General features: G+C 59.2%; 15 protein-coding genes. 9 read left to right on the top strand and 6 right to left on the bottom strand.

Annotation, left to right across the window (positions count from 1 at the left end; genetic code table 11):
• Positions 1 to 110: 110 nt before the first annotated feature.
• Complete coding sequence (locus BT119_RS17980) at positions 111 to 620, bottom strand: DUF1993 domain-containing protein (protein WP_003369297.1); 510 nt, start codon at positions 618 to 620, stop codon at positions 111 to 113.
• A gap of 153 nt (positions 621 to 773) precedes the next feature.
• Between BT119_RS17980 and BT119_RS17975 the strand changes: the two genes are divergently transcribed.
• The gene (locus tag BT119_RS17975; RefSeq protein WP_003369295.1) at positions 774 to 1,448 is read left to right on the top strand and encodes a YceH family protein; all 675 of its coding nucleotides are present in this window, start codon (positions 774 to 776) and stop codon (positions 1,446 to 1,448) included.
• A 22-nt stretch (positions 1,449 to 1,470) separates the two neighbouring features.
• Here BT119_RS17975 and BT119_RS17970 read toward each other — a convergent pair whose 3' ends face one another.
• On the bottom strand, positions 1,471 to 2,286 hold the full coding sequence (locus BT119_RS17970; protein WP_054081494.1) for a shikimate 5-dehydrogenase: 816 nt from the start codon (positions 2,284 to 2,286) through the stop codon (positions 1,471 to 1,473).
• Between the two features lie 211 nt (positions 2,287 to 2,497).
• Between BT119_RS17970 and BT119_RS17965 the strand changes: the two genes are divergently transcribed.
• Together BT119_RS17965 and BT119_RS17960 are read left to right on the top strand one after the other, a co-directional pair.
• Positions 2,498 to 2,854, top strand: coding sequence for a hypothetical protein (locus tag BT119_RS17965; protein ID WP_003410180.1), 357 nt, complete (start codon positions 2,498 to 2,500; stop codon positions 2,852 to 2,854).
• 172 nt (positions 2,855 to 3,026) lie between these two features.
• The gene (locus BT119_RS17960) at positions 3,027 to 3,209 is read left to right on the top strand and encodes a hypothetical protein (RefSeq protein WP_003434175.1); all 183 of its coding nucleotides are present in this window, start codon (positions 3,027 to 3,029) and stop codon (positions 3,207 to 3,209) included.
• Positions 3,210 to 3,305: 96 nt separating this feature from the next.
• Here the strand turns inward: BT119_RS17960 and BT119_RS17955 are convergent, their stop codons facing one another.
• A complete protein-coding gene (locus tag BT119_RS17955; protein ID WP_003369287.1) occupies positions 3,306 to 3,866 on the bottom strand; it encodes a hypothetical protein in 561 nt (186 codons plus the stop codon).
• Positions 3,867 to 4,134: 268 nt separating this feature from the next.
• Between BT119_RS17955 and pbpG the strand changes: the two genes are divergently transcribed.
• On the top strand, positions 4,135 to 5,070 hold the full coding sequence (gene pbpG, locus BT119_RS17950; RefSeq protein WP_003369285.1) for a D-alanyl-D-alanine endopeptidase: 936 nt from the start codon (positions 4,135 to 4,137) through the stop codon (positions 5,068 to 5,070).
• A 71-nt stretch (positions 5,071 to 5,141) separates the two neighbouring features.
• On the opposite strand, the gene BT119_RS17945 is transcribed toward pbpG, so the two are convergent.
• Positions 5,142 to 6,572 (bottom strand): NAD-dependent succinate-semialdehyde dehydrogenase, encoded by a 1,431-nt coding sequence (locus BT119_RS17945; protein ID WP_054081495.1) that lies wholly within the window; start codon positions 6,570 to 6,572, stop codon positions 5,142 to 5,144.
• Positions 6,573 to 6,822: 250 nt separating this feature from the next.
• On the opposite strand from BT119_RS17945, the gene BT119_RS17940 reads away from it, so the two are divergent.
• Positions 6,823 to 9,594, top strand: a complete 2,772-nt coding sequence (locus BT119_RS17940; protein ID WP_072366522.1) for an RHS repeat domain-containing protein — start codon at positions 6,823 to 6,825, stop codon at positions 9,592 to 9,594.
• Positions 9,595 to 9,701: 107 nt separating this feature from the next.
• Here BT119_RS17940 and BT119_RS17935 read toward each other — a convergent pair whose 3' ends face one another.
• Complete coding sequence (locus BT119_RS17935) at positions 9,702 to 10,562, bottom strand: SDR family oxidoreductase (RefSeq protein WP_010411343.1); 861 nt, start codon at positions 10,560 to 10,562, stop codon at positions 9,702 to 9,704.
• A gap of 112 nt (positions 10,563 to 10,674) precedes the next feature.
• Entirely contained in the window at positions 10,675 to 11,814 is a 1,140-nt protein-coding gene (locus tag BT119_RS17930; protein WP_003318011.1) for a glutathione-independent formaldehyde dehydrogenase, read from the bottom strand.
• Positions 11,815 to 12,085: 271 nt separating this feature from the next.
• Between BT119_RS17930 and BT119_RS17925 the strand changes: the two genes are divergently transcribed.
• From BT119_RS17925 to BT119_RS17910, 4 genes are read left to right on the top strand one after another with little or no spacing between them, the layout of a single operon-like run.
• Positions 12,086 to 12,676 carry an amino acid synthesis family protein gene (locus tag BT119_RS17925; protein ID WP_005757904.1) on the top strand — a complete coding sequence of 197 codons (591 nt, stop codon included), beginning with the start codon at positions 12,086 to 12,088 and terminating at the stop codon, positions 12,674 to 12,676.
• A gap of 53 nt (positions 12,677 to 12,729) precedes the next feature.
• A complete protein-coding gene (locus BT119_RS17920) occupies positions 12,730 to 13,578 on the top strand; it encodes an alpha/beta fold hydrolase (protein WP_046719465.1) in 849 nt (282 codons plus the stop codon).
• Positions 13,575 to 15,056: an aldehyde dehydrogenase gene (locus BT119_RS17915; RefSeq protein ID WP_072366520.1), complete on the top strand. Its 1,482-nt coding sequence runs from the start codon at positions 13,575 to 13,577 to the stop codon at positions 15,054 to 15,056. Before BT119_RS17920 ends, BT119_RS17915 begins: the two co-directional genes overlap by 4 nt.
• A 13-nt stretch (positions 15,057 to 15,069) precedes the next feature.
• Complete coding sequence (locus BT119_RS17910; protein WP_003434184.1) at positions 15,070 to 15,555, top strand: flavin reductase family protein; 486 nt, start codon at positions 15,070 to 15,072, stop codon at positions 15,553 to 15,555.
• Positions 15,556 to 15,729 lie beyond the last annotated feature (174 nt).

Raw genomic sequence — 15,729 nt, 5'->3', positions numbered from 1 at the left:
TCAGGAAAGAGGGCGCTCGATGCATCGACTTCGTGAGCAATACGGATCGCCGCCCCGGTCACTCCCACACCCTTCGGGCAGAAGCCTGTAAGCCCTTTATTTCGGGCGTTTTAGAACTTGCCCATGAAATCACGCTTGCCGATTTCAACGCCGTTGTGGCGCAGCAGATCGTAGGCAGTCGTGACGTGAAAGAAAAACTGCGGCAAGGCGTAGCTGAGCAGATAGGCCTGACCGTTCAGGCGCTTTTCCTTTTCAGTGCCGGGACGCAGGACGATTTCGATGCCTTCCTTGCCGTCGACCTGATCAGGGGTGATGCTGCCGATGAACGCGAGTGTCTTGGCAAGCAGAGCCTGCAACTCGGCAAAGGTGGTTTCGGTGTCATCGTATTGCGGGATCTCGACGCCTGCCAGGCGTGCGGAAGCACCCTTGGCAAAATCGACGGCGATCTGCACCTGACGGGTGAACGGCAGCATATCCGGGAACAGACGTGCCTGTAGCAGGGCTGGCGGCTGAATTTTCTTCTCGGTCGCGTAGGCTTCGGCTTTGGTCAGAACGTCGCTCAGCGCGTTGAGCATTTGCTGAAAGACAGGAATGGAAGCGGCGTACAGGGAAATAGACATGACATATCCTGATTGAGAAAGGCGCAATTATAGACCCACATGACGCCAAACGCCGTGACACTTTCAGCGCCCCTGCAGATCCGTGCAGCAGACACTGGCAATAATGTCCGCCACGCCCTACGCTGATCCACCGCCATCACTCAGGGAAGCGCCATGTCCATCGAATCGTCCTCCACCGAATCCTCCCCGAATGCCGAGGCGTTACAACTCAACGGCGTTGAAGTGCGCATTCTGGGCTGCCTGATCGAGAAACAGGCGACCAACCCGGAAACCTATCCGCTGACCCTCAATGCACTGGTGATTGCCTGCAACCAGAAGACCAGTCGTGACCCGGTCATGAACCTCACCCAGGGTCAGGTCGGCCAGAGCCTGCGAGCCCTGGAAGGCCGCGGTCTGACGCGGCTGGTCATGGGCAGTCGCGCCGATCGCTGGGAACACAGGGTCGACAAGGGGCTCGAGCTGGTCCCGGCGCAGGTGATACTCACTGGCCTGTTGCTGCTGCGCGGGCCACAGACCGTCAACGAGCTGCTTACCCGCAGTAACCGCATGCACGACTTCGAGGACAGCGAGCAGGTCGTGCACCAGCTGGAACGTCTGATCGCCAGAGGTCTGGCGATGCTCGTGCCGCGCCAGTCGGGCCAGCGCGAAGACCGTTACATGCACCTGCTGGGCGACCCGGAATCCCTGCAGGAGCTGCTTGCCGCCCGCCAGCACGCACCGGAGCGACCTTCGGCAAGTCCGGCGGCCAACTCGCGTATCGATGAGCTGGAGGCACGGGTCGCGGCCCTTGAAGAACGACTGGCCAGACTGGAGCACGCCGAGGAGTAACGCGCCCTGCCCGACATGCCGGCTAGCCGGCTCTGGCGAAGGCGGCCGCCTGCTGATACTGCTCGTCGGTCGGGCGCACCCCGGTATAGAGCACAAACTGCTCCAGTGCCTGGATCGCCGCCACTTCATCACCACTCACCACACGCTTGCCCAGGCGACGTGCAGCCTGGATCAGCGGCGTGTCGGCCGGGGTAGCCACCACATCGAAAACCGTTTCAGCGGCGTCGATGGCTTGCAGGTCAAACGACAGCTCGTCAGCTTGCGCGCCCTGCATCCCTAATGGAGTGACATTGACCAGCAAGGGTGGCCGCGCGCTGCCCAGCTCCGCTTGCCAGCGAAAGCCGCACGCCTCTGCGAGACGCCGGCCGGCCTGCTCGTTACGGGCCACGATCAGCCCCTCGGTGAAACCCGCATCACGCAGCGCGAACGCGACTGCCTTGGCCATTCCCCCGCTTCCACGCAGGGCAAACGCGCTGCGCGGCACCGCATGGCTCTCCATCAGTTGAGCGACAGCGATGTAATCGGTGTTGAACGCCTTCAGATGCCCATCGGTGTTGACGATGGTATTGATCGACTGGATAGCGGCAGCCGAGGCGTCCAGTTCGTCGACCAGCTCGATGCAGGCCTCCTTGAAGGGCATCGAAACTGCGCTGCCACGAATCCCCAGCGAGCGTATGCCGGCCACGGCGGCGGCGAGGTCTTTGGGGGCGAAAGTCTTGTAATAGAAGTTCAAGCCCAACTGCTGATAAAGATGATTATGGAAACGCACACCAAAGTTGCCGGGACGGGCGGCCATGGACATGCACAATAATGTCTCCCTGTTAGCAGTGACGGACATCGGGTGTTTCCTCCAGACGGTAATGGCTTGAATCTTCGATAGAAGCGTATGCTACGCACCAGCGAGCGCGAGGACATACGCGGCACACCTTACATAAAATTTACTCAGCACTTTCGCAGATTCTTACAATTTCGGTGTCATAGTGTTATCCCGTGGCAGTGCTTGAGAGTGATGCAGGCGCGCGACAACGGGTTGAGAGCGAGGAACAGTCATGATTCGTCAAATCCCCAAGATCGCCTTGTTTGTAGGTGCCTTGGCCCTTGCTGGCCAGGCGAATGCTGACCGTGGCTGGGGTGGCCCTGCCGTGGTAGGTGCTATCGTTGGCGCTGCCGTTGTCGGGGCGGCGGTATCTTCAGGTCGCGACAGAACGGTGTACGTCGAGCGCGAGCCGGTATACGTGCAACAGCAGCCGGTCTACTACGCGCCGCCACCGGTCTATTACCAGCCGGCCCCGGTCTATCAGGTTGTGGAGCGCTACCCACCGCCTCCACCGCCAGGCTACTACCACCGTTACGGGCCACCGCCAGGCCCCGGCTATTACTACGGTCCGCCACGCGGCCGTTGGTAACAGAACAAAAAACCCGCCTTTTAAGGCGGGTTTTTCGTTGCTGTGCTCACATAATTGGCTGCCAATGCAATGCGCCAAACCCTCGTTGTTATCAATGACCACTATTGAGAGCGTCGATTTCTGACTTGCCCGCCTGCCCTCTACAGTAGCGCCATGGATTGAGGAGGCACTTATGGCCAAGGTACACATCATGTCCGTCGTCGGTAGCGCAGTTCCAGCCCCGCTCAGAGAGCGCGGCCTGTTGGCCTGCTGGTACCTGATTCAGGATGGCGAACCCGTCAGCGGCCCGCTCGCGTCATTGCCTGTTGCAGAGGCCCTGTCGCGGCAACTGCAGTGTCAACCCCTCAACAGCTGACTTCTTCTGCAAACCTCGTGCGTTGCTCCGCACATCCCTTGCCCGCCTCTTCGATGGCGGGCTTTTTTTTGCCATGGAAAAAGCCGGTGACCAGACTCAGCCGCGCTCGGCCATGGCCGCGTTGACCTGACAGCGATGGGCCAGTTTCTGCAGGCGTTTCTCCAGCGCCATGAACACCACACGATCGGTACGGCCACTGTCGAGCTCATCGATCAGGTCATTGGCGACCTGACGCAATTCGTAAGCCAGCACCACGCGGTCATCGTTGAGGTCCTGTTTATGCGACTCGAACAGGCGATGCAGGTAATCCTGCAAGGTGTATTTCAGGCTATGCCGGTCACTGGCGCGCAGATGGGTCAGGTTGAGGCTGATACGGCCCTGCAGTTCGCTCAGCTCGCCGCACAGGTACTGCATGCGCCGCGCGTAACCCACTTCCCGGTCACGTATCTGCCTGTGCGCCAGTTCCGCTTCCTGCTTGCGCTGGATGGCCGGTACTGCCACAGCGGCCATCAGCCCGACGATCAGACCGATCGCCTGCATCCAGCCGGCCCAGTCACTCGGACGTGAGGTAAAGCCGACACCCAGCAGCAGAATGACGATCAATGAAGCGATGATCACCAGTACTGCGTAATCCTTGCTGACAAACCCCTTGAGCATTGCATGACTCCTGAATCGGTGACCTGAATGGCATGGAATGCTAATCGGTGCGGGCCTTGCGCACCACGAATATTCAATTCAGATGTGGTTTTTGGCAGGTTCCAGAGCAGAAAGCGACTTAACAGCAACTTAATGAATGACCGATTGCGTCATTTATTGCGCAAACGCCCACCCCAGCCCATCGACATACAGCAAAGTCTGCTCATAAAATGCAGCGTTTTGACGCGATCCCTTCCATTTACCACCTTTTATCGAGTGAGCCTTGCTCTTGAAAATCCGTCTGTCTTTTTTGGGCCTATTATTTGTACTTACCGGCCCGGTGCTTTCTACCCCTACGCTGGCAAATGAACCCGCTGTTCTGAACCGTGATCCTTCCAACCTGCACCTTGCCTCGGGCAGCGCAATGGTCATCGACCTGCAGACCGACAAGGTGCTGTATTCCAGCAACCCGGATGTGATCGTGCCGATTGCCTCGGTCACCAAGCTGATGACCGCGATGGTCGTGCTGGATGCCAAGCAGCCGATGGACGAAGTCATTCCGGTGAACATTTCCCAGACACCGGAAATGAAAGGCGTCTTCTCCCGAGTCAAGCTCGGCAGTGAAATGAACCGTCGGGACATGTTGCTGATCACCCTGATGTCCTCGGAAAACCGCGCGGCGGCCAGCCTGGCGCACAGCTATCCGGGCGGCTATCCGGCGTTCATTCTGGCGATGAACGCCAAGGCCAAGGCGCTGGGCATGAAGCACACGGCCTACGTCGAACCCACCGGCCTGTCGGTGTACAACGTGTCGACCGCGCGCGACCTCACCAAGCTGGTGATGGCGGCGCGCAAATACCCGCTGCTCAGTGAACTGAGCACCACCGAGCAGAAGACCGTGACCTTCCGCAAACCGACCTACACCCTCGGTTTCAGCAACACAGATCATCTGGTGCGCAAGGATAACTGGGACATCAAGCTGACCAAGACCGGCTTTACCAACCAGGCCGGTCACTGCCTGGTGCTGCTGACCAGCATGGCCAACCGCCCGGTTTCAGTGGTGATTCTCGATGCGTTCGGCAAGTACACGCACTTTGCCGACGCCAGCCGCATACGCAAGTGGATGGAGACCGGTCAGAGCGGCCCAGCGCCCGAAGTGGCCCTGCAGTACAAGAAGGAAAAGAATCTGGTCATGAGACAGACCGGTATTCAAGCCAGAGACTGAGTCACGCTGGCAACGAAAAACGGTCGCGATGCTTGCACATCGCGACCGTTTTTTATTTCCCCGAGCGACACTCAGTTGTATTGAGTGACCAGCTTGGTATTCAGGTAGGCCTCAATGGCCTCGGTGCCGCCTTCGGAACCGTAACCGGAATCCTTGATCCCGCCGAACGGTACTTCCGGCAAGCCGATGCCCTGATGATTGATCGACAGCATCCCCGCTTCGATAAAGGTACTCAGCGCTTGCGCAGTCTTCATCGACGTGGTGAAGGCATAGGATGCCAGCCCGAACGGCACGCGGTTTGACTCGGCAATCGCCTCCTCTAGCGTGTCGAAAGGCACCAGCAACGCGACAGGGCCGAAAGGCTCCTCATTCATGATGCGCATCTGCGGCTTCAGGCCACTCAACACGGTCGGCTCGAAGAAATAGCCCGCCCCCTCGACAGCCTTGCCACCGGCAGACAGCGTCGCGCCACCACGCACCGCGTCATCGATCAGATCGACCAGCGCAGGAATACGTCGATCATTGGCCACAGGGCCCATGGTGGTGCCCGCTTCCAGACCGTTACCCACCTTGATTTCGCGAGTCAGGCCAACGAATTTCTCGGTGAACGCGTCGAGTACCTTGCGCTGCACCAGAATCCTGGTCGGCGACACGCAGACCTGCCCGGCGTTACGGAACTTGGCGGTGGCCAGCACGCGAGCGGCGAGGTCGATATCCGCATCATCGAACACCAGCGCCGGTGCATGACCACCCAGTTCCATGGTTGCCCGCTTCATGTGCTTGCCAGCCAATGCGGCCAGTTGCTTGCCGACCGGCGTAGAGCCAGTGAACGTGACCTTGCGAATGACCGGATGCGGGATCAGGTAGCCGGAAATTTCTGCCGGATCACCGTAGACCAGACCGATGACGCCAGCCGGCACACCGGCATCGGCGAAAGCGCGAATCAGCTCGGCAGGCGACGCTGGCGTTTCTTCCGGGGCCTTGACGATGATCGAGCAGCCCGCAGCCAGTGCCGAGGACAACTTGCGCACCACCTGGTTGATCGGGAAATTCCAGGGAGTGAACGCAGCGACCGGGCCGACCGGCTCCTTGATGACTTTCTGTTCGATGGACACGCCCCGCGACGGCACGAGACGACCGTAACTGCGACGCCCTTCTTCGGCCAGCCAGTCGATGATGTCAGCCGCCGACAGGGTTTCCATGCGCGCTTCGGCCAAGGGCTTGCCCTGCTCCTGCGTCATGATTCGGGCGATGCTGTCTGCACGCTCGCGAATCAGGTTCGCCGCTTTCTGCATCAGCTTGTAGCGATCATAAGCCGAGGTGGCACGCCAGGTGGCAAAGCCACGCTCGGCCGCCGCCAGAGCTTCGTCAAGGTCGGCGATACCGGCATGCGCCACAGTGCCCAGCGCCTCGCCCGTCGCCGGGTTGATGACTGACAACGTGCGATTGTCGCGGCTTGCGCGCCATTGACCATCGATATAAAGCTGTACGTCTGGATACATGAACAATTTCTCCATAAGTCGCTGAAAGGAACGGTGTGACCGACGGATCAGACTCGCTGATCGGCACCGGCCATCGGCAAAAATGCCAAGCGCTACGGCTCGTCGATTTTGCGACGCGTCATGACGCGCGTCGACAGGCTCACAACACGTTTGAAGCCGGTGGTCTCATAGGCCTGCGCTATGCTGCACTTACGACGATACTTTACTTACATAGCCTGGACTCAAGTCACCAGTCAGGGATGACGTGATCATGAACGTACAGTCTGCCGCATTGCATCATCATACGCCCCGCCTGAGTGTCATTGAGCCACGCGGCCTGGAGATTCGCGCGATTGATTTTTGGCGCAACCAGGCCACGGACACGCCGGCAGTTCTTATAAACCGCGTGGCTCATGATGCTGCCGGGCATCCGGTCAACTGCTGGGATGCAAGGCTCTGGGAAAGCCAGGCTGCCGTCAATCTTGCCACTGTGTTTTCCCTGAGTGGTCAGGCGCTTCTCAGCGACAGTGTCGATGCCGGTTGGCGGCTGATATTGGCCGGTGACAGCGGCGCGGTCGTGGCTGGATGGGATGGCCGTGGGACTGAGCGGAGCGTGCAGTATGACGCCCTACTCAGACCCGTTGCCATCATTGAAAACGGACGCTGCGTCGAGCGGCGGCAATACGGCGGGCCGGATACCAAGGGCCATAATCAGTGCGGCCAATGTATACGCCATGATGACCCGGCTGGTTCGCGAATGGATAACGAGTTCGCCTTGGCGGGTGGCGTGCTTGAACAGACGCGGCATTTTCTCTTCAATCCCGAAAATGTCGACTGGCCAGAACCGCTGGCAGAACGTGACGCCCTGCTCGAATCTGGTCCAGGCGCGACTACGCGCTGGGCACACAGTCCACTTGGCGATGTCATCTCGCAAACGGACGCCCAGCGTAACGTCCAGACCTTTGCTCATACTGTGGCAGGTCATATTGAGGCCATTTCACTTAGCCTCCCCGGACAGACAGAGCGAGTTCTGGTTCACAGTATCGATTACGACGCTCAAGGCCACGTAACCTCGGAAACGGCTGGCAACGGCGTTGTGACCAAGGCGGTGCACGACGCCGCAGATGGCCGTCTGATTGAACTCAAAGGCACACGGGCAGATGGTCAACTGCTGCAACATCTGCTCTATGACTACGACCCGATGGGCAATGTCCTGCGTATCGAGGATCGCACCCAGCCGACACGGTGTTATGCCGGTCAGCGCATTGAGCCGGTGTCGACGTATCAATACGACACGCTGTATCAGTTGATCCAGGCTACGGGCACGGAGTCTACGAAACTCAATCAAGGCCCTGTTTTTCCATCCTTCCAGTGTCCGCTCGACCTGACGCAGCTGGCCAATTACACGCAAACCTACCGCTATGATGCGAGCGGCAATCTGTTGCAACTGACCCACACGGGCACCCAGTCCCACTCGCGCACCCTGATCACTTCGCAAACCAGCAATCGCAGCCTGCCGGTTATCAACGATCGACCGCCGGATGAAGCGGCCATCGCTGCCGCGTTCGACGCCAATGGCAATCTGAATGAGTTGCAAGCCGGGCAAGCGATGAGCTGGGACTGGCGTAATCAGTTGCAGCAAGTGCGGCCGGTGGTTCGGGCAGCGGGTGACGACGACAAAGAGCGCTACATCTACGACGCCAGTGGGCAACGCCTGCGCAAAATCCATACGACCAAGGCGAAAGCCGTTGTCCACAGTGCCGAAGTGCGCTACTTACCAGGCCTGGAGGTGCACAGCAACAGCGCCACAGCCGAGACTTTGCACGTTATCGTCACCCAGGCCGGGCGCAACGAGGCTCGGGTATTGCACTGGCAGGCGGGTCAACCCGAAGGACTTGAAAACGATCAGGTTCGCTACAGCTTCGCCGATCATCTGGGGTCCGGCACCCTGGAGCTGGATAACAACGCGCGCATCATCAGCCAGGAAAGTTACTACCCGTTTGGTGGTACCTCGTGGTGGGCAGGGCGCAGTACGGTTGAAGCCAGCTATAAAACCATTCGTTATTCCGGCAAGGAACGCGACGCGACGGGGCTGTACTACTACGGCCTGCGCTATTACGCGCCATGGTTGCAGCGATGGATCAATCCGGACCCGGCGGGCACAGTGGACGGGATGAATCTGTATCGTTTTGTCAGGAATTCGCCTTTGCGGTTTGCTGATCAACAGGGGGCTGCTCCCTACGACGTGCCCATTACCGTTGTCGTTGCAAAGGACCTTTCCGAGTTCGCGCCTGAGCAGCTATCCAAAATGTATGACGTTAGGGATGTTGCCGTTTCGTTATTGGAGTTCACGCGTTCCGAGCTGCTAAAAGCATCACCGAGGCGAGACGTAAACAAGGCTTTCGACGCAACCTTTGGCGCGCTGGATCCGAGCGCTCGCGCCGCTACGAGCATCGACGTGGAAGATTCGTTACGGCAGATGCAGGAGCTCATTGAGTCCATCGGCAGTCCAGACTCTGATCTAACGCTGTTTCTTTTTAACGGACCCGAGGACATTCTCGCATCGACTGATTTTCAAGGCGAGTTTCAGGAATCGGTCGAACGGATTGGGGTGTCAACCTCCCTTCTTGCCAACTACGATGTGCTGGAAGTTGCACGATCCCTTATTCACGAGACCTCCCATGTCCGCCTGAATACAGTGGATGCGTTTTATTATCTGACGGATGCCAGTAAGCGCCTCGTTAATGGAGCGGATGCCAAACAGGTTAAGACGTGGTCAGGCGAGTTCCGAAAGTCGTTAAGAAAAATCTCGACGCATGGCCCCAGGGAAAACCGATTCGATCCAGCCAACTATATACTCGCCATGCAGGCGTTGACCGAGAATGCGCACACCCGAGCAGAGCGAAAACAAGAGTTCTTGAGCAACACAACGACCCGAACTTCATTATTGCTGATGAATGCCGACACGCTTTCGTCGCTTGTCATGGCGACCGGACAGCCTGCCCGATATGCGCAGACACGGATGAATCAGTCTGGAAATTAGACAATCAATGGCAGTACCCGCTTGAGCAAATACAGAGTGTCATTGACGCCTGAAAAAACGGTGCCTGTTTGAGCACCGTTTCAACAAAAAAGGCGTTGTCGGGGTAATTACAGAATCGGCTTGCCGCCCGTCACTGCATAGCGCGAGCCGGAAATGTAACTGGCTTCGTCAGAGGCCAGCAGCACATAGATCGGCGAAACTTCCACCGGCTGCCCCGGGCGCCCCAGCGGTGTCTCGCTACCGAAGCTTTTCACATCTTCGTCGGTCATGGTCGCCGGGATCAACGGGGTCCAGATCGGACCTGGAGCAACGCTGTTCACGCGGATGCCCTTCTCGCCCAGCAACTGCGCCAGACCACCGGTGAAGTTGGCGATTGCGCCCTTGGTGGTTGCGTAGGCCAGCAACGTCGGCTTGGGCATGTCCGAATTGACCGAACTGGTATTGATGATCGAGCCACCCCGCGGCATATGCGGAACCGCAGCCTTGCAGATGCGAAACATCGCCGTGATGTTGATATCGAAGGTTTTGACCCATTCTTCGTCGGAGATTTCGTCCAGCGTTTCATGCGTCATCTGGAACGCAGCGTTGTTGACCAGCACGTCGATGCGACCAAACTCTGCAACGGTCTTGCTCACGATGTCTTCACATTGCTGCTTCTGTGCCAGGTCGCCCGGCAACAGCAGGCATTTACGGCCCGCCTCTTCGACCCAGCGCTTGGTTTCTTGCGCGTCTTCATGCTCGTTCAAGTAGGAGATCGCGACCTGCGCGCCTTCACGTGCAAAGGCGATCGCGACTGCGCGGCCGATGCCGCTGTCGGCGCCGGTGATCAGCGCGATCTTGCCCTGCAGGCGTCCGGAGCCCTTGTAGCTCTTTTCACCGCAATCGGGATAGGGGTCCATCTTGCCCTGCATGCCTGGAACATCTTGTGGCTGGCTGGCAAATGGCGGCTTTGGGTATTCTTCGTTCATCTGAATAAATCTCGTTGAATAAAATGTTCTGACTGAAGTGCTGACGCCCTTGTCGATCGCCTGTGGCAGATACGACAAGGGCTCTCAGGCAAGGCCTGGTCAACTGCGCTTATCACGCACCTGGCTTGAGCACGACCTTGGTCCAGCCTTCATCACGCGCATCGAAGTGCTTGTAGGCGTCAGGGCCTTCTTCAAGTTTCAGGCGATGGGAAATGATCTGCGACGGCTTGGCGCGACCGTGGTGTATCAGCTCGGCAAGGCGACGGTTATAAGCCTTGACGTTGGCCTGGCCGGTGCGGATCTGCTGGCCCTTGAACCAGAACGAACCGAAGTCGAAGGCCATCTTGCCTTCCTTCGCGAGGTCGCTTTTGGCGCCCGGATCCTGCGGCACGAAAACGCCCACGACACCGATTCCACCTGTCGCCTTGGTCGAGGCAACGAGATTGTTCATGGTGACGTGGTTGGCCTCGTGACCATGACGGTCGCAGCACTGATAACCGACGCACTCACAGCCACGGTCGGTGCCTTTGCCATCGGTCAGATTGAGGATCTGATCCACTGCGCCCTGCTCCAGCGAGTTGATCGGCGTCGCGCCCATCTTCGCCGCGAGTGCCAGACGATCTGGATGGTTGTCGACCACGAACACCTGCGACGCGCCCTTGATCATCGCCGAGTGGGCAGCCATCAGGCCGACCGGACCGGCACCATAGATGGCAACGCTTTCGCCAGGCAGCAGCCCGGCCAGTTCGGTGGCATGCCAACCGGTAGGAAAGATGTCCGAGAGCATAACGTAATCCTCTTCACGCTCGGCGGCATCTTCGGGCAACAGCAGGCAGTTGAAGTCGGCATACGGCACACGCAACAGCTCGGCCTGGCCACCTTCATGATCGCCCATGTCGGCAAAGCCGTAAGCCGCACCCGCGCTGCCCGGGTTGGCGGTCAGGCAATAACCGGTCAGGCCCTTCTCACAGTTTTCGCAAAAGCCGCAGCCGATATTGAACGGCAGGCACACCCAGTCGCCCACTTTGATGCGGTCGACGCCGGCGCCGACTTCGATCACCTGGCCGAGGTTCTCATGGCCGAAAATGCGCCCGGTCTCGAAAGACGTGCGGCCTTCGTACATGTGCAGGTCCGAGCCACAGATATTGGTGGAGGTCACTCGGACAAGAGCATCTGTTGGCTTCTGGATCTTCGCATCCGGTACGTTTTTGACACTGACGTCACGCGGACCGCCATAGACGATAGCTTTCATGTTCTGAGTCTCCTTGGGTGAAAAATTCGACAGGGCCTTTTATGGCTCACCGAATATCTGTCACGACCAGAAGACGCCTGTTCAAAGCGATTGCCTTCGTACCTGACGAATGGTCATTGATGAACGCGTGCCAGCGCTGCGCGCTCGCAGTGATTCGGGCAAATGAGGCGAGTCCCGACCCCTGTATTCACTGCAAAGAAAGCATTTGCACGCACGATCTTATGGTATACCATCAGACGAAATACAAAAGCACTCGCTCCGGGAGTCGTTCATGAGTTTTGAAATTCGCAAGATCGTCACGTACACCGAAGAAACCTTTATCGAGGGCGGCAAGGCCGCCGACAAGCCGGTCACCATGATCGGGCTGGCGGCCGTGATCAAGAACCCTTGGCTGGGCCGTGGTTTCGTCGAAGACCTGAAACCGGAGATTCGCGCCAACTGCTCCGCACTGGGCGAGTTGATGGTCAAGCGCCTCACCGATGCGATTGGCGGCGCACAGAACATCGAGGCCTACGGCAAGGCTGCAGTGGTCGGGGCGGAAGGCGAAATCGAACACGCTTCGGCCGTGATCCATACCCTGCGCTTTGGCAATCATTACCGTGAGGCCGTCAAGGCCAAGAGCTACCTGAGCTTCACCAACAAACGCGGCGGCCCAGGTACGTCGATCCAGATTCCGATGATGCACAAGGACGATGAAGGGCTGCGCTCGCACTACATCACCCTGGAAATGCACATCGAAGATTCGCCGCGTGCCGACGAAATCATCGTAGTCCTTGGTGCCGCCAACGGTGGACGCCTGCACCCGCGAATCGGCAATCGCTATATAGACCTGGAAGAGCTGGCGGCCGAAAAAGCCCAGTAACTCATGAAGGGCTCGTCGCCCGATCACCTTTGTCATCTGCGCAGGAGCGATCCATGATTCAGCTCACCGCTGAACACACCCCGGCGGGTACCAGCTATCTGGCTACCGGCCAAGGTCACCCCGTGGTGTTGATTCACGGGGTGGGCCTTAACAAGGAAATGTGGGGCGGCCAGATCGTCGGGCTGGCCACACAATATCAGGTCATCGCCTACGACATGCTGGGCCACGGTGCCAGCCCTCGCCCCCACCCGGATACGGGTCTGCCAGGCTATGCCGATCAACTGCACGAGCTGCTGACGCACTTGCAACTGCCGCAGGCGGCGGTCGTCGGTTTCTCGATGGGCGGACTGGTGGCGCGTGCGTTTGCGCTGGAGTTTCCCCAGCACCTGTCGGGGCTGGTGGTGCTCAACAGCGTCTTCAATCGCAGCGCGGAACAGCGTGCCAGCGTCATTGCGCGCACCAGTCAGGCTGCCGAGCATGGCCCGGACGCCAATGCGGGCGAAGCGCTGTCACGCTGGTTCAGCCGCGAGTATCAGGCGGCCAGCCCGGCCCAGATTGCGGCCATTCGGCACAACCTGGCCAGCAACGATCCGCAGGGTTACCTGACCACGTACAAGCTGTTCGCCACTCAGGATATGTACCGCGCCGAGGATCTGGGCGATATTCGCGCACCGACGTTGATCGCCACGGGCGAACTTGACCCGGGATCGACGCCCGAAATGGCCCGCGAACTGGCCGCGCGTATCCCTGGTGCCGATGTCGCGATATTGCCCGATCAGCGTCATATGATGCCGGTTGAATCGCCACGTCTGGTCAACCAGGTATTGCTCGGTTTCTTCGAAAAGATCGGCCTCGACAAACCGGCGTCCGCTCACCATTCGATCAAGGGGATTGTTGCATGAGCCTTACCCGCTTTCAGATGTGCATCGACGGTCAATGGGTCGATGCGTTGTCCGGCAAGACCTTCGACAGCCTCGATCCGGCGCGGGCCGAACCCTGGGCGCAACTGCCGGATGCTGACGAAGCTGACGTCGAGCGGGCCGTTCAGGCCGCCCAGAAAGCCTTCGAGGGTCAGGCCTGGCGCGGCCTGACGGCCACGGCACGCGGCAAGCTGCTGCGTAAGCTGGGCGACCTGATTGCCGAAAACAAGGAGCAACTGGCACAGCTGGAAAGCCGCGACAACGGCAAACTGATTCGCGAAACCCGCGGGCAGGTCGGCTATCTGCCCGAATTCTTTCATTACACCGCAGGGCTGGCTGACAAACTCGAAGGCGGCACTTTGCCCCTCGACAAGCCCGACCTGTTCGCCTACACCGTGCACGAACCGATGGGCGTAGTGGCCGGGATCATACCTTGGAACAGCCCGCTGTACCTGACCGCCATCAAGCTGGCCCCGGCACTGGCGGCAGGCAACACCATTGTCCTCAAACCCTCGGAACACGCCTCGGCCACCGTGCTCGAGCTGGCGCGTCTGGCACTTGAAGCCGGCATTCCACCGGGCGTGGTCAACGTCATCACCGGTTACGGCCCGACCACTGGCGCGGCCCTCTCCCGGCACCCGCTGGTGCGCAAGATAGCCTTCACCGGTGGCGCGGCTACGGCGCGTCATGTGGTGCGCAGCAGCGCGGAGAACTTCGCCAAACTGTCGCTGGAACTGGGCGGAAAATCACCCAACATCATCTTCGCCGACGCCGATCTGGACAGCGCCATCAATGGCGCCGTCGCCGGCATCTATGCGGCGTCCGGGCAAAGCTGTGTTTCCGGCTCGCGATTGCTGGTGCAGGACGAAATCTACGACGAGTTCGTCGAACGCCTGGCAGAGCGCGCCAGTCGTATCCGCATCGGCAATCCGCAGGATGAAGGCACCGAAATGGGTCCGATGGCCACCGCTCAGCAACTGGCCGTGGTAGAAGGCCTGGTGGCCGACGCGCTGGCCGAAGGTGCACGCCTGCGTCTGGGCGGCAAGCGACCGACGCTGGACAGCAAAGGCTGGTTCTATGAACCTACGCTGTTCGAGTGCGATCACAATTCGATGAAGATCATGCAGGAAGAAGTATTCGGCCCGGTGGCATCGGTGATTCGTTTCAAGGACGAAGCCGAAGCGCTGGCCATCGCCAACGACTCCCAGTTTGGTCTCGCCGCCGGAATATGGACCCGCGACCTTGGCCGGGCACACCGTCTGGCGCGGGATATTCGCTCAGGTATCATCTGGGTCAATACGTATCGAGCCGTGTCGGCCATGGCGCCCATCGGCGGTTTCAAAAATAGCGGCTACGGTCGTGAGAGCGGGATAGACTCCGTGCTGGCCTACACCGAACTGAAAACGGTGTGGATCAACCTTTCGCAGGCGCCCATGCCTGATCCATTTGTCATGCGTTAACGAGGCCGCTGCGATGATAGAACCCGGTATTTACAAAGAAGTCATGGCGTCATTCCCTTCGGGCGTGACCATCGTCACCACCCTCGACCCTGAGGGCAACCTGTTCGGTATTACTGCCAGCGCATTCAGTGCGCTGTCCATCGACCCGGCCCTGGTGCTGTTCTGCCCTAACTATGAGTCGGACACTTACCCGGTGTTGCGTGACAGCAAAAAATTCGCGATTCACCTGCTGTCTGCCGACCAGCAGATAGAAGCCTATGCCTTCGCCAGTAAGGGCAAGGACAAGACCAAGGGCATCGAGTGGCAGTTGAGCGAGCTGGGCAATCCGCTGCTGAGCAAGGCCACGGCGATCATCGAGTGTGAGCTGTGGCGGGAATACGACGGCGGCGATCACGCGATCATTGTCGGCGAGGTGAAAAACCTGATCCTGCCCGCGACACCGGTCACACCGATGGTCTATCACCGGGGCAAGATGGGTGCACTGCCAGCCATCGTCTGAGGTAGCTCAGGGCAGTCTTGGTGGTTGCAGGCACGGGCGTGATAAACTCGGCCGCGACCCGGGTTCATCCATCCGGGCCATGCAGCAGCCCGCGCGGTTTGCGGGTTGCCGACATGAGCGAGACGTTATTTCCAGTCACGTTTTTACTTTGACAGCCCCATTCCGAGCACACCC

It is taken from the genome of Pseudomonas sp. NFACC10-1, assembly GCF_900119195.1.
GTDB classification, from domain to species: Bacteria; Pseudomonadota; Gammaproteobacteria; order Pseudomonadales; family Pseudomonadaceae; genus Aquipseudomonas; species Aquipseudomonas cerasi.
Note: the sequence above shows the minus strand (reverse complement) of the source record. Positions and strands in the feature narration are given on the sequence as shown.

Excerpts from the sequence above, each read along its gene's own strand:
- BT119_RS17980 (WP_003369297.1), bottom strand. The coding sequence starts at position 620 with ATGTCTATTTCCCTGTACGCCGCTTCCATTCCTGTCTTTCAGCAAATG.
- BT119_RS17975 (WP_003369295.1), top strand. The coding sequence starts at position 774 with ATGTCCATCGAATCGTCCTCCACCGAATCCTCCCCGAATGCCGAGGCG.
- BT119_RS17970 (WP_054081494.1), bottom strand. The coding sequence starts at position 2,286 with ATGTCCGTCACTGCTAACAGGGAGACATTATTGTGCATGTCCATGGCC.
- BT119_RS17965 (WP_003410180.1), top strand. The coding sequence starts at position 2,498 with ATGATTCGTCAAATCCCCAAGATCGCCTTGTTTGTAGGTGCCTTGGCC.
- BT119_RS17960 (WP_003434175.1), top strand. The coding sequence starts at position 3,027 with ATGGCCAAGGTACACATCATGTCCGTCGTCGGTAGCGCAGTTCCAGCC.
- BT119_RS17955 (WP_003369287.1), bottom strand. The coding sequence starts at position 3,866 with ATGCTCAAGGGGTTTGTCAGCAAGGATTACGCAGTACTGGTGATCATC.
- BT119_RS17945 (WP_054081495.1), bottom strand. The coding sequence starts at position 6,572 with ATGTATCCAGACGTACAGCTTTATATCGATGGTCAATGGCGCGCAAGC.
- BT119_RS17940 (WP_072366522.1), top strand. The coding sequence starts at position 6,823 with ATGAACGTACAGTCTGCCGCATTGCATCATCATACGCCCCGCCTGAGT.
- BT119_RS17935 (WP_010411343.1), bottom strand. The coding sequence starts at position 10,562 with ATGAACGAAGAATACCCAAAGCCGCCATTTGCCAGCCAGCCACAAGAT.
- BT119_RS17930 (WP_003318011.1), bottom strand. The coding sequence starts at position 11,814 with ATGAAAGCTATCGTCTATGGCGGTCCGCGTGACGTCAGTGTCAAAAAC.
- BT119_RS17925 (WP_005757904.1), top strand. The coding sequence starts at position 12,086 with ATGAGTTTTGAAATTCGCAAGATCGTCACGTACACCGAAGAAACCTTT.
- BT119_RS17920 (WP_046719465.1), top strand. The coding sequence starts at position 12,730 with ATGATTCAGCTCACCGCTGAACACACCCCGGCGGGTACCAGCTATCTG.
- BT119_RS17915 (WP_072366520.1), top strand. The coding sequence starts at position 13,575 with ATGAGCCTTACCCGCTTTCAGATGTGCATCGACGGTCAATGGGTCGAT.
- BT119_RS17910 (WP_003434184.1), top strand. The coding sequence starts at position 15,070 with ATGATAGAACCCGGTATTTACAAAGAAGTCATGGCGTCATTCCCTTCG.